The sequence below is a fragment of the Nocardia lasii genome, assembly GCF_042658545.1.
Lineage (GTDB): Bacteria > Actinomycetota > Actinomycetes > Mycobacteriales > Mycobacteriaceae > Nocardia > Nocardia lasii.
Genome location: NZ_JBHSQN010000005.1, coordinates 53,744 through 73,497, shown reverse-complemented (window position 1 = coordinate 73,497; position 19,754 = coordinate 53,744). Strand labels below are relative to the sequence as shown.

17 protein-coding genes are annotated in these 19,754 nt (G+C 66.2%); 3 read left to right on the top strand and 14 right to left on the bottom strand.

Annotation, left to right across the window (positions count from 1 at the left end; all coding sequences use genetic code 11):
• The first annotated feature begins 87 nt into the window (after positions 1 to 87).
• Positions 88 to 867 carry a GntR family transcriptional regulator gene (locus tag ACFP3H_RS10805; protein WP_378603402.1) on the top strand — a complete coding sequence of 260 codons (780 nt, stop codon included), beginning with the start codon at positions 88 to 90 and terminating at the stop codon, positions 865 to 867.
• Here the strand turns inward: ACFP3H_RS10805 and ACFP3H_RS10800 are convergent.
• The 3 genes from ACFP3H_RS10800 to ACFP3H_RS10790 form a co-directional block, all read right to left on the bottom strand.
• Positions 856 to 2,277 (bottom strand): threonine/serine exporter family protein, encoded by a 1,422-nt coding sequence (locus ACFP3H_RS10800; RefSeq protein WP_378603399.1) that lies wholly within the window; start codon positions 2,275 to 2,277, stop codon positions 856 to 858. The genes ACFP3H_RS10805 and ACFP3H_RS10800 overlap by 12 nt on opposite strands.
• 209 nt (positions 2,278 to 2,486) lie before the next feature.
• Complete coding sequence (locus ACFP3H_RS10795; protein ID WP_378603397.1) at positions 2,487 to 3,605, bottom strand: NAD(P)H-dependent flavin oxidoreductase; 1,119 nt, start codon at positions 3,603 to 3,605, stop codon at positions 2,487 to 2,489.
• 43 nt (positions 3,606 to 3,648) lie between these two features.
• Entirely contained in the window at positions 3,649 to 5,007 is a 1,359-nt protein-coding gene (locus ACFP3H_RS10790) for a WS/DGAT/MGAT family O-acyltransferase (protein ID WP_378603394.1), read from the bottom strand.
• Between the two features lie 270 nt (positions 5,008 to 5,277).
• Here ACFP3H_RS10790 and ACFP3H_RS10785 point away from each other — a divergent pair, with 270 nt between their 5' ends.
• A complete protein-coding gene (locus ACFP3H_RS10785) occupies positions 5,278 to 6,300 on the top strand; it encodes a ParB/Srx family N-terminal domain-containing protein (RefSeq protein WP_378603391.1) in 1,023 nt (340 codons plus the stop codon).
• 56 nt (positions 6,301 to 6,356) lie between these two features.
• On the opposite strand, the gene ACFP3H_RS10780 is transcribed toward ACFP3H_RS10785, so the two are convergent.
• The 5 genes from ACFP3H_RS10780 to ACFP3H_RS10760 form a co-directional block, all read right to left on the bottom strand.
• The gene (locus tag ACFP3H_RS10780) at positions 6,357 to 7,199 is read right to left on the bottom strand and encodes a hypothetical protein (protein ID WP_378603388.1); all 843 of its coding nucleotides are present in this window, start codon (positions 7,197 to 7,199) and stop codon (positions 6,357 to 6,359) included.
• Between the two features lie 175 nt (positions 7,200 to 7,374).
• Positions 7,375 to 9,156 (bottom strand): cutinase family protein, encoded by a 1,782-nt coding sequence (locus ACFP3H_RS10775; protein WP_378603386.1) that lies wholly within the window; start codon positions 9,154 to 9,156, stop codon positions 7,375 to 7,377.
• 127 nt (positions 9,157 to 9,283) lie between these two features.
• Entirely contained in the window at positions 9,284 to 10,432 is a 1,149-nt protein-coding gene (locus ACFP3H_RS10770; protein ID WP_378603383.1) for a cation:proton antiporter, read from the bottom strand.
• Complete coding sequence (locus ACFP3H_RS10765) at positions 10,429 to 10,806, bottom strand: hypothetical protein (protein ID WP_378603707.1); 378 nt, start codon at positions 10,804 to 10,806, stop codon at positions 10,429 to 10,431. Before ACFP3H_RS10765 ends, ACFP3H_RS10770 begins: the two co-directional genes overlap by 4 nt.
• Before the next feature lie 18 nt (positions 10,807 to 10,824).
• Complete coding sequence (locus tag ACFP3H_RS10760) at positions 10,825 to 12,201, bottom strand: DUF1254 domain-containing protein (protein WP_378603380.1); 1,377 nt, start codon at positions 12,199 to 12,201, stop codon at positions 10,825 to 10,827.
• Between the two features lie 178 nt (positions 12,202 to 12,379).
• On the opposite strand from ACFP3H_RS10760, the gene ACFP3H_RS10755 reads away from it, so the two are divergent.
• The gene (locus tag ACFP3H_RS10755; RefSeq protein ID WP_378603377.1) at positions 12,380 to 13,690 is read left to right on the top strand and encodes a hypothetical protein; all 1,311 of its coding nucleotides are present in this window, start codon (positions 12,380 to 12,382) and stop codon (positions 13,688 to 13,690) included.
• An 18-nt stretch (positions 13,691 to 13,708) separates the two neighbouring features.
• On the opposite strand, the gene ACFP3H_RS10750 is transcribed toward ACFP3H_RS10755, so the two are convergent.
• The 6 genes from ACFP3H_RS10750 to ACFP3H_RS10725 form a co-directional block, all read right to left on the bottom strand.
• Positions 13,709 to 14,320, bottom strand: coding sequence for a hypothetical protein (locus ACFP3H_RS10750; protein ID WP_378603374.1), 612 nt, complete (start codon positions 14,318 to 14,320; stop codon positions 13,709 to 13,711).
• A 41-nt stretch (positions 14,321 to 14,361) separates the two neighbouring features.
• Positions 14,362 to 15,129 (bottom strand): hypothetical protein, encoded by a 768-nt coding sequence (locus tag ACFP3H_RS10745; protein WP_378603371.1) that lies wholly within the window; start codon positions 15,127 to 15,129, stop codon positions 14,362 to 14,364.
• On the bottom strand, positions 15,129 to 15,455 hold the full coding sequence (locus ACFP3H_RS10740) for a hypothetical protein (RefSeq protein ID WP_378603368.1): 327 nt from the start codon (positions 15,453 to 15,455) through the stop codon (positions 15,129 to 15,131). Before ACFP3H_RS10740 ends, ACFP3H_RS10745 begins: the two co-directional genes overlap by 1 nt.
• A 2-nt stretch (positions 15,456 to 15,457) precedes the next feature.
• Complete coding sequence (locus ACFP3H_RS10735; protein WP_378603365.1) at positions 15,458 to 15,760, bottom strand: hypothetical protein; 303 nt, start codon at positions 15,758 to 15,760, stop codon at positions 15,458 to 15,460.
• Between the two features lie 82 nt (positions 15,761 to 15,842).
• Positions 15,843 to 16,307, bottom strand: coding sequence for a YbaB/EbfC family nucleoid-associated protein (locus ACFP3H_RS10730; RefSeq protein WP_378603362.1), 465 nt, complete (start codon positions 16,305 to 16,307; stop codon positions 15,843 to 15,845).
• Between the two features lie 382 nt (positions 16,308 to 16,689).
• Positions 16,690 to 19,701 carry a replicative DNA helicase gene (locus tag ACFP3H_RS10725; protein ID WP_378603705.1) on the bottom strand — a complete coding sequence of 1,004 codons (3,012 nt, stop codon included), beginning with the start codon at positions 19,699 to 19,701 and terminating at the stop codon, positions 16,690 to 16,692.
• Between the last annotated feature and the right edge of the window lie 53 nt (positions 19,702 to 19,754).

The following is a 19,754-nucleotide window of genomic DNA, read 5'->3' as shown; positions in this document are numbered from 1 at the left end:
CCGACACGCCCACGGGCGCACCGGTGCTCCGGTAACCCACTAAACTGTCTGGGACGTGCACGATTCTCGACCGGAAGGTGTTCTTCGATGGGATCCCGGACGGTGGTCGCCGACGTCGCCGATGAGTTGGCGCGCCGCGTCGCCACCGGCGAGTACCGGCCCGGCGAGCTGATGCCCTCGGTGCGTCAGGTCGCCGACGAGTTCGGGATGAACCGCGCCACCGCCCAGCTCATCCTCGGCAAGCTCGAGTCCTACGGTTTCGTCGAGGCCCGGCGCGGCAAGGGTTTCACCATCCGCGATGTCCGGGTCGAGGGCGGCATGGACGTCTACCGGCATCTGTTCCGGTTCTCGATCACCGCGCCCGAGGTCGCCGCGGAGATGTTCGCCGACATCGTCGAGGTCGAACGCGGCATCGTCGGCGAGGCCCTGCTCGCCTACACCGCGGGCGAGAAGGTGCTCGATCCGGCCGAACTCGGCGCCGCCGTCGACGAACTCGAGTCGATGGCCCGCATGCCCGACCCCGATCACGCGGGCCTCATCGCCGCCGAGGTCGCGCTGGTGCGCACCCTGCTCGGCGTGCTCGACATGAGCATGCAGCGCGCGGTGCTCAATTCGATCGCCGATATGGTCGCCGAGGTGCCGGAGGCGGTGTCGGCCTACTTCGCCGTCGCGCCGGATCTGCACGTGCTCGTGTGGCGCGCGCTGCTGGCGGTCTGGGACGCCGAATCCGGACCGAGCGAGGCGCAACTGGCGCTGTTCGGGGACCTGTTCACGCTCTATCACCAGAAGGTGATCGCCCGTTTCGACCAGCTCGTCGGCGTGACCCCGACCGCCGCGCAGGTCACCGCGCTGAGCTCAGCTGTCTGAGTCGGATTTCTTCCCCGCGTCGGCGACGGCGTGGACATCGGCGTCGGTGCCCCGGTGATGCCACGGCAGGTGATTCGGAACCACCGACCCCAGGAATGTGTTCACCCCGTGCGCGGTCGCCAGCCCCGAGCCGACCATCACGCCGAGCGCGATCGACATCACCGACAGCAGCGCCGACACCAGCACCTCCAGCCCGCCGGTCGTCGCCCCCGACAGCGAGCTCGTGACCAGGTCGGAGATCCCGGTGAGGCTGATCCCGCCGGGCACCAGCATCCAGAACGCGGGCAGGAACGCCACCTGGGTCGGCGGCGCGTGCTTGCGCCGCTGGATCAGATACGCCGCGTTCACCGCCACCACGCCGCCCAGGAAGGTGCCGGTCAGCGGCCCCGAGACGTGTTTGCCGATGAGCTGGGCCACATAGGTGACGTAGAGGACCAGCAGCAACCACCCGATCGTGTTCACCGGCGCGCTGGACCGCCACGAATGCCCGAGCCCGATCAGCAGCACACCCACCAGCCCCGCCCACCAACCCAATTGGGCATGGCTCACCGGCGGCGTCGACAGTGCGCCGAGCACACTGATCCCCACATACGAGCCGAGCGCGAGCAGGAACAGCATGTTGATGCCGTAGACGACCCGGCTGGCACCGGCCACCATCGAGCCGGTCGCCAACTCGATCGTGCCGTTGGTGAGCATCGCGCCCGGCAGCAGCGTCGCGACCGCCGGTATCAGCAACTGCTGTGGCTGGCCGCCCGCGAGCGCCCCCGGAAACCCGTAGGCCAGCACCGCCACCACCGCCGAGGCCACCACCGGCAACGCCGTGGACAGCAGTTTCACCCGGGCGGCGAGCTGGGTCAGGATCCCGACGACCAGCCCGAGCACCACGTACCCGACCAGCGCCCGCGCCCCCGGATTGAGCATCATCCCGATGCCGACGGTCAGCACCACCTGCCCGAGCAGGATCAACCACGGCGGGCTGCCGGGTTTCTGGGTGAGGATCTTGTCGAGATCCTTCGTGGCCTGCGTGGGCGGCGGCGCGTCCTGTTCGATGTGGTCGATGAGCCGGTAGAGGCCGTCGATCTGGTCCAGCGGCAGGGTGCCCACCCGCGCGTCGAGCATGTCGAGCGCGGCGCCGTCGTCGGTGTGGACCCGCACGAACACCGCGGTGGGCAGCACCATGAAGTGGATGTTGTCGGTGCCGTAGCGGCGCGAGAGTTTGTCGAGGATGGCCTGCACGCGCGCGGAGGTCTCCCCGGCGCCGACCAGCGCCACGCCGATCCGACACAGCATGTTGAGCAGGTCGGCGGGCACGGGCGGGTCGACGGGCGGGTGGTGATCGGACGGCGGCGGGGCCTTCTCGTATTCCTCGCGGATCTTGGCGATGGCGTGGGTGACCCGGTGCCGGGTCACCGTCCAAGTCCTGCTCGCGTGTTCCTCCGAAGCCATGTCACCGCCGTCCGCAACCGTTGGGCAATGGTGCGCGACGGTGTGCGTCGCTGCGCACCGCCTCGCATCGCTGACGAGATATGCCGAGTGTAGGACAGTCGCGGAGGCTACGTGGGTCGTCGAGGTGCGCGGTGGCGTCGGCCGTGACCGCGAGTGCAGCTATCGATCAGATATCACCCGTTGAGTTTCGTCAGCCTGTCGCAGGCCGTGACGTATTCCTCGACGAGGCGGTTGATCAGGTCGGCGCTGCGTTCGACCTTGTTCATCATTCCGACCACCTGGCCGACCGGATTGAAGTTCACGTCCCTGGCCGCCTCGGGATAGCGGTGGCCGCGTTTGACGCCGTCGAGGGCCACCATCATCTGCAACGGCATGGGCAGCGGATCGGGAGTGTCGGCCGATTCCCACGCGTCGGTCCAGTCGTTGCGCAGCATCCGGCACGGTTTACCTGTCCACGACCGGGAGCGGACGGTGTCGTGACTCGACGCCCCGAGGTAGGTGTCCATCTGCGCGGGCGGCACATTGGCCTCCTCGACGGTGAGCCACAGCGACCCGGTCCACGCCCCCGCCGCGCCCATCGCCAGCGCCGCCGCGACCTGCGCGCCGTTGCCGATGCCGCCCGCTGCCAGCACCGGCAGGTCGCCGACCGCGTCGATCACCTGCGGCCACAGCACCAGCGAGGACACCTCCCCGCAGTGCCCGCCGCCCTCGGTGCCCTGGCACACCACGAAGTCCAGACCTGCCGCCCTGTGGTTCATCGCGTGCTTGACCGAGCCGCACAGTGCCCCGATCACCCGTCCCGATTCCTGGATCCGCGCCACCACATCGGCGGGCGGGGTGCCCAGCGCGTTGGCGACGAGCTTGGCCTTCGGATGATTCAGGATCACCTCGACCTGCGGCCCCGCGGTGGTGGCGGTCCAGCCGAGCAGTTCGCTGTGGTGTTCGCCGTCGGGCAGCGCGGGCACGCCGTGCGCGGTGAGCAGCTGCTGGGCGAAGTCGCGGTGGCCCTGCGGAACCAGCTGTGCCAGTTGCTTTTCCAGCTGTTCGGGGGTGAGTCCTTCCACGCCCTTGCCCTCGTACTTCGACGGGATCACCAGGTCCACCCCGTAGATCCCGGTGACGTGCTCGTCGAGCCAGGCCAGCTCCACCTCCAGCTGTTCGGCGGTGAATCCGACCGCGCCGAGCACCCCGAGCCCGCCCGCGTTGCTCACCGCGGCGACGACATCGCGGCAGTGCGTGAAGGCGAAAAGGGGGAACTCGATGCCGAGCTGTTCGCAGAATTCGGTACGCATACCGAACTGTAACACGTTCTAGTTTTGCCGGAAGGGCGTTTTCCTAGAGCGCCGCGTCCTCGAGCGCGCAGAGCGAATCCTCGAGGTGATCGAGCAATCGGTGCAGGTCGGGCACGGTGCGACGGCAACCGACCAGCCCGAAATCGAGGCTGTCGCCATGGGAGGTGAGGGTGATGTTCACGGCCTGACCGTCGAGCGGAATCGAGAGCGGGTAGGTCGCGTCGAGACGAGAACCGTTCCAGTACATCTGCTCGCGCGACCCCGGCACATTCGAGATGACGATATTGAACGGCGGCGTCGCCACCGAGGCGAACCCGGGCAGCAGCATCGCCGCCATCGGACTCAACATCACCCCCGCCACGGCCAGCGTCTGCGCCGGCGAGAGCGAGCGGTAGACCTCCTTGTTGCGCGCGGTCGAATCACTCACCACGCGAAGACGTTCCAGCGGATCGGCGATATGCGTGCCCAGATTGCACAGCAGCGCCGCGACTTTCACGCCCTGGGAGTCGAGGTCGTCGTCCTCGCGCAACGACATCGGCACCATCGCGATCATCGGCTTGTCCGGTAAGGCGTTGCGCTCCAGCAGATACGCCCGCAGCGCCCCCGCCGACATCGCCAGCACCACATCGTTGACCGTGGCCCCGGTGGCCTTCTTCACCTGCTTGACCCGATCCAACGACCAGGTCCGCACCGCGCACTTACGCGCCCCGCCGATCGGCACATTGAACAGCGTGCGCGGCGCCTCGAACGGCAGGGTCAACTGCTGCTGCAACACCCCGGTCCGGGTCGCCTTCATCAGCGCGGTGGTCGACGAGCCCGCGTCGGTGACCGCGTCGAGCACCCTACCGAGCCGAGACCGGCTGGCGGGCACGGTATTCCGCCGCTCCATGCGCGGCAGATTCCACGGCCGGTTCACCTCGGACGCGAACGGATCGGTGGTGAAGGTGCGCCGCAACATCCGCTGCGCCGACACCCCGTCGACCAGCGAGTGATGCATCTTCGCGTAGAGCGCGAAGCGACCGTCGGCCAGCCCCTCGATGAAATGCAGCTCCCACATCGGCCGATGCCGATCCAGCAGCGTGCCGTGCAGCACCGAGGCGTGATCGAGCAGCTGGTTCATGCCGCCCGGCGCGGGCAACGCGCTGCGCTGCACGTGATAGTCCAGGTCGACCTCGGTGTCGAAGGCCCACGCCACCTGTGGCGCGCCCAGCCAGGTGGCGGGTCGCTTGCCGAAAGTGGGTCGAATCGTGGTGTCGGCCAACAGTGTGTCGCGGAACTCGCGCAGGTAATCCGGTCCGGCGTCCTCGGGCGCCTCGAACAATTGCAGTGAACCCACATGCATCGGGTGTTCACGGGATTCGGCGAGTAAGAACAGCGCATCCAACGGCGCGATGAGATCCATGACAGATCGCCCCCTGACGAGAGTGGTTCGGTGCGGAGCTTTTTCGTGATCGACCACGCTGTCGGGTACGGCACCCCTGCGTGCCGTATTTCCAAGTTACCCGCCTGTAGGTAGCCCCGTCACACGAACAGTCAGACCATGGCCCAGATCATGGTGTTCGCCGGATGTTCAATCGGCGGCACCGTATCGGACGCAATCGGTGCGTAGACACAGCGGGCCGCTCCCGTTCGGGAACGGCAACGTTCGCTGTAGTACAGGAGTTCACGTCGTATGCACAACACCCTGCGTCGGACGGTGACCGTGGTCGCCATCGCGGCGGGTCTGTTCGGATCGTCCACCTCGCTCTCGGTCGCCGCGCCCGGCAACGGCAACTTTCCCTGCGCGCCCGGCAAGAGCAACCCGGTGAACTACTGCGACGCCCAGGTCGGCCAACTGGTCGAGGTCGCCCTCGCCGACCTGCACCCGACCCAGCCGTCGCTCGGACACGACGAGGTGGCCTACAAGCTCGGCCGCTACACCCTCGGCAAGGACGCCATCAACAAGCAGTTCGACGACTGGTGTGAGGCCAACGGCCAGAAGGAAGCCGCCTCGGCGGGTCCCGGCGCGCGCCTGTCGGATCCGGGCTCGTTCACCTGCAAGGTCGCACTCGGCGCGGAGACCCCGGCCACCATCGACCCGATGAAGACCGCCGTCGTCGGCCCGAAGGGCGAGCTGTACCTGACCGACGGCCACCACACCTTCACCTCGTTCTGGGAAACCCCCGGCGCGGGCCCGAGCACACGGGTGCGGGTGCGCATCACCGGCAACCTGTCCGACCAGAACCCGGCCGCGTTCTGGCAGACCATGCAGCAGAAGGGCTGGACCTGGCTGCGCAACGCCGCCGACCAGCCGATCTCCCCGCAGCAGCTGCCCCGCCAGCTCGGCCTGTCGCAGTTCGGCAACGACCCCTACCGCGCCGCCCTGTACTTCGCCCGCGACATCAGCTTCACCCAGGGCGGTTCGAGCCCGGCCTTCCAGGAGTTCTACTGGGGCCGTTGGCTGCGCGCCCAGACCGACCCGGCCCTGCGGCCCGAAGGCGCCAACATCGCCGACCACGCCGCCTTCGTGACGCTGGTCCGCAATATCGCCACCGCGATGGTGGCGCTGGCGCCCGGCGCGGTGGTCAGCGACGGCATGACCGCGGCGGCACTGGGCAAGATGGACGCCTTCGACGAGAAGGAATTCACCAAGCTGTCCAAGCCCTACAGCGACGCGAAGCCGGGCAAGCTGGCCTACGTGTTCGAGTACAAGTAGTTCGATGAGAAGCGGGCCGCGAGAACATGTCTCGCGGCCCGCTCAGCGGAGGCCGGTCAGACCCGGACGGTCTGCGCTTCCCTCGGGTCGACGGTCTCGCGCGAATCATCCTGCTGCGGCTCCTCGTTCGGGAGCGGCTCGGCGCTGTGTTGCCGCTCCGCGCCCGGCTGCGGGTCGACCTGTTCCGGCTCGACGGCCACCTCCTCGGCGACCTCCACCGATTCCACCGGGGGAGCGGGGTTTTCGATCACCGGCGGCTTCGGCTGACGAACCGGTTCGGCCCCGACACCCTTGGCCGCCACCTCGATCCCCAACTCCACCCGCGTCGTCTCCACCAGCGCCCGCTCCTGCTCCACCGCGTGCCGCATCGCCTTCTGCCACAGCGACGCCATCTCCTCCAACTCCTCGACCGTCGCCTCCACATCGATGTGCAGCTTCAGCCGCTGCATCGTGATGTGCTGGGCGGCGGTGAGAGTGCGCAGCAGGTCCTCGCACTTGTTCGGAATCCGGCGGTGCGAAACCACCCGCAGGCGAGTCAGCACGCCGTTGGGCCGATCCCAGATCAACTTGTGGATCTGCGCGCCCACCCCGTCGATCTCGTCGACCGTCACCAGATCCCAGTCACCGCAGCTGGCCAGATCCGCGCGCACCGACGCCGAGGTCTCCAGGATCGAGGCGACCCCGGCGAGCACCACCTCACGGCGCCACGCCTCGTGATCGCGCTGGTCACCCACCATGTTCGACACCTCGATCCCGCGCTGCGCGGCATCGAGGGCCTGCCTGCCGCGCTCGTCGGCGGCCGCGATGGCCTCGCGGTGGGTGCGGTTGTTGGCGATGACGCCGACCAGAACTGCGCCGGCGAGGGGGAGCGAGCCGAGGAGGGGGAGCCACTGAGTCACCCAGCGATCATTGCACCGGTCTCGGCAACAGTCACCATGATCGGCGCGTTGGTGTCGATCCCGCGTGTCCGTTCGCCCCGGAAAACGGGTGCTGGGCCGCCGTTTCGGCCGCGAAACGACGAATCCCCGGTGTGCGGCGAATCAACGCCGCGCACCGGGGATTTCGCGCTGGTGACTAGTTGGCCTGCGGGGTGGTCGTCGGCAGGACCGTGGTGGTCGGCTCGCCCGTGGCGCTGGGGTCGACGGTGGTCGTCGGCGCCACGGTCGTGGTGGGAGCCACGGTGGTGGTCGGCGCGGGGGCCTCGGCCGGTTCGGCCACCGGGGCCGGGGTGGTCGTCCCGGTGGTGGTGGTCGGTGCGGGCGTGGTGGTCGGCGTCGTGGTCGACGGGGTCGTCGTCGACGGAGTCGTGGTCGTCGGCGTGGTGGTCGTCGGCGTGGTGGTCGTCGGCTTCGGCGTCGTCGTGGTCGGCTTCGCCGTGGTGGTGGTCGGCTTGGGCGTCGTGGTCGTCGCCTTGGCCTTCGTCGTGGTCGCCGGAGCCGTGGTCGTCGTCGCCGGCTTGGTCGGCGCCGACAGGGCCGCCATCACCGCCGCGTCGTCGGGCGCCGCCTTCGTATCGGCCTGCTCGCCCGCCTGCGCCTGCTGGGCCAGGTGGGTCAGCCACGCCGCCGCGTACTCGGCCGAGGTCAACGGCTTGCCGTTGGCCGCGTCGGAGTCACGCCAGTAGTCGAAGTGATGACCGGTTCCGTTGGGGCCGAGGGTGAGCTGGTACGGATCGTTCATCGCCACCGGAATGGTGTTCTGGTTGGTCACGATCAGCCCGACGATCTCGTTGAAGATCTTCTGCGGCAGGTAGGCCAGCGTGGAGACCTGCTCGGCCGCGATCGCGTCCGCCTTGACCGGCGCGGTGCTCTGCCCCGGGGTGTAGTCCGGGTCCGAGACCTTCAGCAGCACATCGAGGAAGGTCTCGTCGCTGGCCATCCAGTTCGGGTTCTGCCCGATATCGGCGAACGCCGCCATCGCGATCCGGCCCAGCGTGAACGCCATGTCCTGGCCCATCGCCGGGGTGATCCCCGCGATGCCGTTGCGCTCGATATCGGCGCGCTGGAGTTCATCGATATTGATCTGGCGGCCCACATTGGCGGCCAACTGCAACAGCGAGATGTTCTCCGGCGCCGCGCAGGTGAGGTCGCCCTCGGAGCAGAACGAGGCGATCTTGCCGTTGAGCGCCCCGAAGTCGGCGCCGGTGGTCACGCCCTGGCCCGAGATCGGGGTGTTGCCGTTCTGGTAGCGCTGATCGAAGTTGTCGGGGTTGGCGAACGGGTCGGCGGCGCCGAGGAAGGTGCCGTCACCGGCCTTGCGACCGGGATCGGCGAACATCACCACGCCGAGCACGTCGTCGGGGTTCACCGTCGCGTACCCGTCGGCGGGGTCGTCGTTGCCGATGCCCTCCGCGACGCGACGCACCACGTCGGCGCCCTCGCTGTAGCCCACGATCGAGAACTTGGTGTCGGGGCAGGCGGCGGAGATCTCACGCATCACCTGCTGGGTGTTGGCCACACCGGTGTTGACCGCGTCCTCGTAGGTCGCCAGGTCGGCCGGGTAGGCGATGTAGACCGCCGCGTACTGGCCCTCGGCGACGCTGTCACGCGGCGCGTTCACCACCGGGTCGACCCACACGCTGCTGTGGTCGCCCGACAGCGCGGCGGGCAGCGGGTTGCCGTTGGCGTCGAGCAGCATCGCGGTGGTGCCCGCGACGGGGGTGTCGTTGCGACCGGCCACCGAGATGGTCACCATCTCGCGGCACTCGGTGACCGAGGTGGTCAGCTCGTAGGTGGGGGAGGCGGGCTGTGAAGTCACCGCGAACGAGGCGGCGACGAGGGCCGCGACGCCGAGTGCGGCGGGCGCGGCGACCGCCGAAGCAATGCGATGTTTCGCAAGGAACTCGCGCAGATTCATATGGTGTCCCGTTCGATGACCTACAGGTGGGCAGGCCCCCCGACGGGCCGCTTGTCACGAACATTGTCGTGCACCCGCACCGGATCGTTACTGCCGCGAACAGGACTCGGCGCCCCCGAATATCGGGTCATGTCTTCTCGCTATCGACAGCGGGAGTCGCCGAGGCGAGTCGCCCGGCCGCCAGCGCCGCCACCGCGATCGTGCACAGCGTCGCCAACATGATCGCCGATCCCTCGCCCGGCACGAGCACCCCGAGCTGACTGCCGACCGTCACCGCCGCCACCGGCACCCCGATCTGCGCCGCCGCCAACGTGCCGTAGGCCAACGGCTGCCCGAGCAATCGCGCCGACCAGTGCACCAGCACCGCGCCGGCACCGAGCGCCAAACCGAGCAGGATGAAACGCGGATGTTCGCCCAACTCACGCAAATCCAGCCGCGCGCCCAACCACACGAAGAACAGCGGCGCGAGCAATCCGTCGCTGATCGCGAACACCTGCTTGGCCACCCGCCGCGGCTCACCCACCCCCGCCACCGCCAGCCCCGCCGCGAACCCGCCGAGCATGATCGACACGTGCATCTCGCTGGCCACCCCGCACAGCGCGAACACCAACACCAGACTCACCCGCAGCTCGAGAGTGAACTTGCGGTCCTCGGACACCTCGTGCACCTGCCGCTGCGCGCCCGTGCGCACCAGATAGCGCAGCACGAGAAACATCACACCCGCGCACAGCGCCACCACCACCGCCCCGATCGCGGCCCGCCCGGCATTGCCCGGATCGATCACCAGCGGCAACGCCACGATGCACGCGGTATCGGCGATGGCCACCTGCGCCGTCAGCGCCAACACCGGCGGCCCCGTCAACCGCATCGAGTCGATGATCGGCAACGCCATCGCCGCCGACGACGACGCCATCAGCACCGCGTACACGGCCCCGTTCCCGAGGCCGAACGCCTGCGCCACCGACCATCCCGCGACCGCCGCCACCACACCCACCAGCGCCGCCCGCGCCGCCCCGATCCCGAGCGCGCCGCGCACCCGCGGATCCCGCACCGGCACGTGCGTGCCCGCCGCGAACATCACCAGCGCGAAACCCATGTCGGCGAGGAAGACGAAGATCGGGTCGCTGGGGTCGAGGATCCGCAGGCCGGTCGTGCCGAACACGACACCGGCCGCCAGCTCGCCCAGCAGCACCGGCATGTGCAGCCGTTTCGGCAGGGCGAGCAGCGGCCCGATCAACCCGAGCGCGACGACCAGCGCCAGGGTCCCGAACGTCATGGCATCGCGGCGATCTTGGCCGGTATCTCGATGTTCTCGTCGGCCCAGTACAGCGCGCACACCCGGTGGTAGCCGTCGGCGATCAACATCGGGATATTGCGCTGACAATCCCCGCGCACCAACAGAATCGGCGACAACTTCTTACCCTCGTTCACCTTCAACAGGTCCTTGCGGACATGCGGATTGGTCGGGGTCAGGGCCTCGAGCTGGGATGCCCGCAGAATGTCCTTCGCCTTCTTCACCACCACCGGCGCCGCCTTCAACTCCGCCACCACCGCCTCGACCATCGCCTTGTCGCCCAACAATTCCAGATAATCCGCGGCGGCGGGATAGTCGTGCTCCTCCGGCACCGCCTTCCACTTCACCTGCACAATCGCGTCAGCCATCGCCGTTCACCCCTTCGCTCGTTTGCCTGCCGGCTTCTTGTCCTCGATCCGGGTGATGCCCGGCAGCACATAGCTGCCGTCGAGCAGCGACTTCTGCGGTTGATACACGCGCAGCATCGGCCGGAACGGGCCCGCGGGCGCGGGCAACCAATTGGCCCGCCGGGTCGCGTCGGTCGGCTCCTCGTGCTGAATGGTGATGGTCAGCGAGCCGTCCTTGCCCGTTTTCAGACCGGGCGTGCGGTCACCGATCGAATAGCGGCCGATCGGATTGTCGACGAGGAAGTAGTTCGGGCGGTCGTACATGGTGATCGACCAGAACGCGTCGCACGGCGGCGGGCTGTCGAAACGCAGTTCGTAGCTGTGCGCGCCGTCGAGCGCGTTGCCGTCGGTATCGACGAAGGTGGTCGGGTAGCACGCCTCGTAGCCGTGATTGCCCCACAGCGCGCCACGGGCGGTGGTCGCGCGCTCGAGATAGCGCGCGGGGGTGTCGGGCAGTTTCCACTCCGGGCTGTCGATGGTTCCGACCTCGAAGAAGTCGATGTTGTAGTCGAACATGTGATAGGTCAGCTGCCAGCCGTTCTGTTCGGCCTTCGCCACCTGACCCGCCGCCTTCTCCACGGCCTGCTTGCCGAGTTCGAGTCCCCTGCGCAGCAGGGCCGCCACCGTCGGGTCGGGATTCAGATAGGGGCATTCCTCGGCGAACAGTCCCAGCGGCGCGAACCGCTGCTGGAACTCCTGATCCCGTTGCGCAGGCGGGAACGCCCGCACCAGCACCCGCAGCCGCTCGAAGAACGCCAGCTCGTCACCGACCCCTGGCGTCGGCGCGGGCAGCCCCACCCCCGGACCGGTCGGCGTCAACCGCAGCCCCGCCTGCAATTTCGCGACCTCGGCCAGATCGTCCTCGCCGTCGACCGCCCACCGCCCGACGATCGTGCCCACCGTCGTCGGGAACCGGATCACCGTGGTGCCCTTCGGCGCCTTTCCTTCCCAATCCGGCGCCACCAGCAGATACGACCCCGCCCCGGTCCCCGTCGCCCGCCGCCCCACATACGCGAAATTGTTCGTCCACACATCCACGAACTGCATCACGTAATACCGGTCGCCCGCGTCGGGCACATCGAACCGCACCGGCCCGCCACTGGTGTCGATATTGGCGACCGAATAGATGGTGTCGTTGTTGACCGAGACGAATTTCGTCTCCGGCGTGGCCAACGCGGTCGCATTCGAGAATTCGTTGAACGGCGCCGTAGGCAACATGCCCGCACTATTGGTGAGCAGTCGCCGAACCTCGGCCAGATCGAACAGCGGGGGATAGCCGTAGACGTACGCGTCAGCGGCCAGCAGCGCGATCGCGGTAGCAGTGTCGGAAGGCTTCGTCGTCATACCTGCCATCGAACAACCCCACCCCACCCCCTGCCTCACCCGATTGGGGTGAAGCCTACGAGTCGATGCCGCATTAGCTACGCGATTGCCGCAACCGCAGCATTGGTAACGTTCCAATAACGTCCGATGATAGTCGAGGTAGTCAGCACCGTCAGCAAGGTGCGGGAGGAGTCGCGCGGTGCTCAGGTCGGGATGGCTCCAGGCAGTGGCGGGTGTGATGACCGGCCTCACCGTCGGGTACGAGGTCACGCGGGTGGCAGGGCTCGTCGCCGATCACGGCCAGCTGTTCGGGACATCGGCGGTGACGGCGGCCGTCACCTGTTCACTGGTCGCCACCGGAGCCATCGGGTTGTTCGGATGGCGGCGGCCTCGATGGCCGGTCGCCTACAGCGTCGCCGCCGCCGGATTGCTGATTGTCGGCGCCGTCAACGCACTGCCCGCGCCGACCGAGTGGGGTCAGTCGCCGACCGCGATCGGCATCGGGCTCGGCCTACTCGCCGCGCCGTCGCTGCTCTCGGCTCGACAGCAACCGTGGCTGGTGGGCGGGATGATCGCCGCGGGCGCGCTCGGCTATCAGTGGGACAACGTCATCGGCGGCGACCACTATCGATACCGCGACTACCCCGGGTCGCTCGCGCCACCAGAACTGAGCTGGCACCTCTTCGCGTTCGTCGCGTTCGCCGCGGTCCTGTTCATCCAGGCGTGGTCGATGCGCGCCGACCGCGTGGAGGTGGCAACACCACCCACGGCGATCTGGTTGGGCGCGAGTATCGCCGCGAGCGTCGGGATCATCGCGCGCTTCATGACCGACAGCCGGATCCTGGCCGTCGCGGCGGCGCTGCTCGTGGTCGCGGTGGCCACGGCCGGCGTGCGCTGGCTACCCCGCGAATCGGCGTCGACGCTGGCGGCGCTGTGCGCCATCAGTTTCCTCTTGGTCATCCAACCCGGCCTCGATCGTGAGCCGTCCACCGTCACCTTGCTGCTCGGTGCCAGCGCCGTCCTCGTCGGGCTGTTGACCGGTCCCCGGCTTCTCAGCCCGGCGTCAGCGGTCGGCATCGGCGCGGGCGCTGGCCTGCTCGGCGCGCTGTCCTTTCTCTCCGACTCAGGATGGATTCGGATCGGCGCGGGCATCATCCTGGTGTTCGCGATGTCCGCGATCGCCGGTTCGGCACTGCCGACCACACCCGCACTCGTGGCGGGCTGGCTGGCACTCCCCGCCCTCGGGACATGGATCGCCACCGAGCGACCCGGCCGCGATCCGGGCTGGACCGAATTCACGCCGGACACAGACCGATACATGATGTGGACCAACGGTCCCTATCACGCCTACGCGATCATCACCGGTGACAGTCTCCCCGAGACCTTCCCCGTTCACCCCGACCTCGTCGTGCCCGGCCTACTCGCCGCCGTGCTCTGCCTGGTGTTCGCGGTCGGCCTGAGCCGAACAGCTGATCGGTCGACGACACCGAGCGCCTCAACAGTCGAATAACGGCGGTGCGGCCATGCGTTACATCGGGATCAAGTTTTCCAGATTGCTGGCAAACGCGGAAGCAATCGCACGCACACTGGCCTCGCTGCTTGATTCATATCCGAGAGGCGGTTTCAAACGCTCATACGTGCTGGTTCCGAGCTGAATCTGGAAGATCAAATTACCCGTGCGAAACTTCAAAGCTGTAGTGCAACTCCCATTTCTGGTCTCGGAGACGATATAGCAGTCGTCGCCGATACCCGCACAGTCAACCGAATCGGATGGCTTGTTCTGTTCGAATACTCGCCGAGTCCTCTCTGTTCGAGTGCCGAGGCTGTTCTCGTCCCCGACGTTTATCATGAAATAGAAATTCACTGACCGCTGTTGAGGATTATTGAGGTCGGCGTCGGAAATGTCCCAGCGACTTTCGCTGTCAGTATACGCCGCAAAACACCTGCGCGAGCTCGAACTGCCCTCTACTTCACCGGAGCTGTTGAAGCTGACAGATTCAGAATACAGATCTCCGACGAAATTCAATATCTCCTGCCGCGCCACCTCCGCCGAATCTGCGCAAGATGATGGAGCACCCGAGAATTCGCTGTTCTTGTCTATTCCATTGTTACTGCATGCAGCGAGCGCCACCAGGCTCATAGCAATCGGTGCGCTATAAATCCGCGACCACCTGCCTCTATTCACGACGGCGTCCCCCACGGTGGCCCGGTCGGGTTGCGAGGCTGCCAACTTTCGACGTCCTTTACCGTTGTATCATCTATTCCGCCAGGAATTTCTACCGCAGCGATCTCCCCGGCAATCAGATTCACCTGGCCCTCCATGTCGTTCAACTTGGACCTGATGCCCTCTTTCACCTCTTCGGTAATATCAATGAATTCACCGAGGAGCTTCTTCCCCAGTGCGAACATCGACGTAGAACTCCAATCGGGCCGCAGGCTCTGCACGCGGATGTCGTATTCCACGCCTTCTGCGTCTTTGAGCCTCGCGGCATAGTTGTGCACATGAGCGATATTGGTGATGTATCCGCTCGTAACGATTGCGCCGAGTTCATTGATTTTACCGTGCATCTTGAGGATGGCTGCTTTTTCAGTCCTCGTCGCGGTAACAAGACGGCCGACATAAGCGGTAGCGGAATCGGCCGCAGCGCCCACCCATCGCGCAGCCAGTCGCTCGTTCGCCGTTTCCAAGCCGATCTGGCCACCACTTCCATCGACCGCCTTGGCGAGTGAACTCACGGCAGAGTTCCATCCATTCATCACAGCAGTCACCGCATTCGGGTCTCCCAGCGACAGCACGATGTTCCGCATCACCGCGTCCATGTTCTCGACCTTGTAATACGGCGATCTGTTCACGACAAAAGCCGCTTGTTCCCATGGGAAGACCAAATCGGCTGGCAGTCCTTTTGGGTTGCGGTCTGCTGGAATGGCAAAGCCGTCGATCTCACCCATCAGTATCCAAGTTTTTCGTCAATGAAGCCGTACTGTCGATAGAACTCGGCGTCTTCATTCTCGAAATGACGTGCGGCGACTCCGATTGCGTCAGCGGCCTTGTCGATAGATGCAGTGCCGTCCTTGAGTTTGATACACAACGATTCGGCACTGGTATTGAAGGTCTTGACGATATTTTTCGCGACCTCCCAATTGCCGAGTGCGTCTTGCGGCATGGGTGATACATTGAGAATTCCCAGGTGTGCGGTCTCCCACCAACCCGCCGCTTCCCGGACTCGCTCAGCCTCAGTTCGTAGCGCGTCCGGCGCTACGCGAAAATCAGTCATCACTATACCTCGTATTCGGATATGCTCGAGTCGATTTGAGCGGTCATGCTGGACCCTATTGCGTGTACTATCGCAGCCAGCACGTCGTCGTCGCGCGATTCTGCAACTGTCGCCGAGTCGAGCCACATCGCCGACAACATGCCATTACCATCGACAGTCAGATTGCCGTAGCTTGCCCTTGTGAATTCGTCCAATATAGGAATATCGATCATGGTCGCCGCACGGGTGGCACGCCGTTGGCCCGACTCGATATCACGATTCAATTTGTGCCACTTGGCATTCATCTCTTGGATCAAGGTGTACATTCGATCATACTCAGTCGACATACGCGCCCCCTTTCAACAGCGGAACAGAACCATGTTTGGCCGTTCGCATGCAAGAATCAGGTCATTCAAGTCCATATTCGGCACGCTCCTTTGCCATATTGACTGCTTGGACGATGGCCCGAGCTATGAAGTCAACTTCGTTTGAGAACTGCCAGTCCGGCAGATTCCGGTTTCCGAATCCTTTGGGCAGATATATGTCACGAACCGAACCATCGCTCGATACGGTCGCGGTCGCGAGGCCGTCTCGGGACGTTGAGGTGTATCGGGCGACAGCGGCCTCCACCACATAGCGCGAAGCCACCACCGGAGCCGCCGATTCTGAAGGTCCGCGGATCGGCTCATCGGGAGTTGGCGAGGAGTACGCATTTCGGGTCGATGTTGTGGCCTCGGGACCCCGGCCATCAGATCGATTCGGGATCGGTTGTACGGCCCGCAGTGGCGCCTCGTCCCAGAACTCGTCGGGGTCATCATAATGGTTGTACCAACCCTGAGTGGCCATACAAAGAATTCCGATCTCTTTCGCCACGCCTAGAATGTGGCCCTTCTGACTATCGCCCAACTGAACTGGGCCGGGTGCTCATCGGATGCGTTCCGACGTGGCTGTTTTCCATCCGGTCCCGCAGATCGTGGTGCTCTGATACGTCGTCGAGGCCCCCTTCGCCGGTCGGTAGACTATCACAAGCCAGCAAAACCAGTCCTCTTGCAGCGCAACCGTCTTCATGGCGCGGTAGCTGGAAGCGCGGACCGCCGGAAGCTGCACGATCTTTCGGATTTGTTGGCAGCGCGGCGGAACGCGACCTGGACGGCACCGACGGCGACCGATCGTCGAGCCCTGGCTGCTCTCGGCAACATCGGACTCCCAAGCTGAACCCTCCTGCCGTGGAAGGAAACAGCCCCTACACGACCGATCAGCCCCTCGCCATGTCCACGAACCGACTGAGATGCAGCTGATGAGCGACAGTGATCGTCGCGGTGGGACCGTTACGGTGCTTGCCGACGATGAGGTCGGCCTCGCCGCCGCGGGGGTCATCGCGTTCGATGGCGTCGGGGCGGTGCAACAGGATGACCATGTCGGCATCCTGTTCCAGCGAGTTGTGGGCTGAAATGCCTTGTGCCACAAAGTTATGCGTGCCGGGGACGGTTCCGTCGTAGACGTCTTGTTCGCCGAGGCTGGTGATTTCGACGATCTTGTCCCAGGACACGTCGTTGGTGGCGAGCATGTCGATGTCGGCATCATCGAGTACCGCCGCGACGCGGGCGAGGCGGGAGCGACTGGGTGAACGCTTCCACATCGTGCTGCCGCAGAAGCGAGAACCCATGGCCGCGGAGAACTCTCGGTGCGTCATCTGCTTGTCGGCCAGTAGCGTTCGAACGCGGTTCCAGACTTCGGCGGGGACCGTGTCGACATTCGTGTTACGCGCCATCGGGGCGAGTTCGACGAGCGCGGTCTCGGCGGACCGGCCGCGCGCACCATGAACACCGACATCGCGCAGGAAGGTCGTCTGGTTCTCGCCGCCGTCGATCGACAGGTGGTAGCAGTCGCGGTAGCTCGCCTTGCGGACGGTCTTGATGCGGCCGTGCACACCGAGTCGCAGCAGCAGTTGGTTCACGTCGTCGATCAGGCGGCGGCTGGTCGAGGAGTAGTACACGCGTGCCTGGTGGCCCTTGGCGTCCCAACGCACAGAACCGTCGGTCGCCCACAGGTGCCGCAGGAACAGCGCGACCTGATCGTTCGGCAGCGCGAAAACCGGTGCGGGCACGAACTTCTCGTAGCTGCGTAAACCGAACAACCCGAGCGAGTCCAACCAGGCCGCGATCGGGTTGCGCTTGCCGTGGGTGAGTCGGTACGGCGCGGGCAGGCGCAGGGTGGTGACTCGGGCGGCGGCGTACTCGTCGCGGACAGCGGTGACGCCGAAGTGTTCGGCGGCGGTGGTGACAGCGGCGAGGTTCTCCTCGTCGATGCTGGCGTAGCGGATCGGCTGGCGTTTCACGCACGAGCCGTCGCCGATCATGTGCGCGAGCATCACGATCTCGGCTTCGGGAAGGCGCGTGGTGTGCACGGGCTCCGGGACGTGACGTGGCGTGGCGAGACGGTCGCCGACCGCGAGTCGGTCGAGGGCGATCCAGCCGTCCACTGTCAGGAACGGGTGGTTGCCGGTGGCTTCCACCTCGCGGCCCGAGGCGAGCTTCAGCTTGAACACTTCCTTGCGCCCGCTCGGGAACACCTTCACCATCGGGCGCGCGACCATCCGCATCCGCTCGTCGAGCGACCACACCAGCGGCTGCTCACCGCTGCTCATCAGCTCCCCGAGGGTGACTTCGGCGCCGGTGTCGGCCCGAAGAATTCGCGTGGACGCGGGCATGCAGCCCGATTCGCGAAGGTCGGACACCATGGGGCGCTTGTCGGTTCGCTGCTCAGGACCACGGTTCAGCTGCGAGATCGCGATCACCGGGACCTCGAGTTCCTTCGCGAGCAGCTTGAGATGCCGCGAGAATTCTGAGACCTCCTGCTGTCGCGATTCGACCTTTTTACCCGAGCTCATCAGCTGCAGGTAGTCCACCACAACGAGTTTCAGGTCGTGCCGCTGCTTGAGCCGCCGCGCCTTCGCCCGAATTTCCATCATGGTCAGGTTCGGCGAATCGTCGACGAACAGCGGCGCCTCACTGATCTCACTCATCCGCCGAGCGAGCTTGGTCCAGTCGTCATCGCTCATCCGCCCGGAACGCATATCCCCGAGCTTGATCTTCGCCTCAGCGGACAGCAGACGCATCACGATCTCGGTGCGGCTCATTTCCAGCGAGAAGATGACGCTGGCCATGCCGTGCTTGATCGAGCAGCTGCGCATGAAGTCCATGCCGAGCGTGGAGTTGTGCGTGGGCACCATCGTGCGACCGGCCAGATACATGTGGTCGGCGTTGTCGACCTCGACACAGCGGACCGGCACCGGGTCGACCTTGCGGACGTCGACGATCTGGCGCGCGGCGGAGCGGGCGGATCGCGGCACCATGTGGGCGAAGTGGTCCCTCGGGGTGCGCAGGCTGTGCGCGATCTCGCCGGTGGTCCTGACGACCGGATGCGGTGCCAGGGTGGGGGCGAGGGTGGTCCACAGGTGTTCTTCGTCGGCGGTGATCACGGTGCCGTCGGAGAACTCGACCTCGTAGCAGGGGCGGTCGGCCATCTCCGCGGTGGCCGCGAGCACCCTGGTGGGCCTGCCATCGGCCCCCAGCAGCTCGTCGCCGACCCGAACCTCACCCATGGTCGTCCAGCCCCGAGGCGTGGGCAGGGGAGTGTCGAGCGCCAGCGCCTTACCGACACCGGGACGCGCGGCCACGATGATCATCTGGCCGGGGTGTAACCCGTTGGTGAGTTCGTCGAGTTCGGTGAAGCCGGTGGGGACGCCGAGGGAGATGCCGCCTCGGGAGGCGATGGAGTCGATTTCGTCCATGGTGGGCTGGAGGAGTTCTTCCAGCGGGGTGAAGTCCTCGGTGGTGCGGCGTTCGGTGACCTCGTAGATCTCGGCCTGGGCGCGGTCGACGACCTCGGCGACGTCCTGGCCGTCGGCGCCGGCGTAGCCGAACTGGACGATGCGGGTGCCCGCTTCGACGAGGCGGCGCAGGATGGCCTTCTCGGCGACGATCTCGGCGTAGAAGCCGGCGTTGGCCGCGGTGGGCACGGTTTGGGTGAGGGTGACCAGGTAGGGCGGGCCGCCGATGCGCTTGAGCTCGCCGCGTCGGTCCAGACCGGCGGAGACGGTGACGGGGTCGGCGGGTTCGCCGCGGCCGTAGAGGTCGAGGATGGTGTCGTAGATCGCCTGGTGCGCGGGGCGGTAGAAGTCGCCGGGGCGCAGCACCTCCACCACGTCGGCGATGGCGTCCTTGCTCAGCAGCATGCCGCCGAGCACGGACTGTTCCGCGGCCATGTCGTGCGGAGGTTGGCGGCCGAAGTCCTCGCCGGGGGGTTCGGGCGTGAACT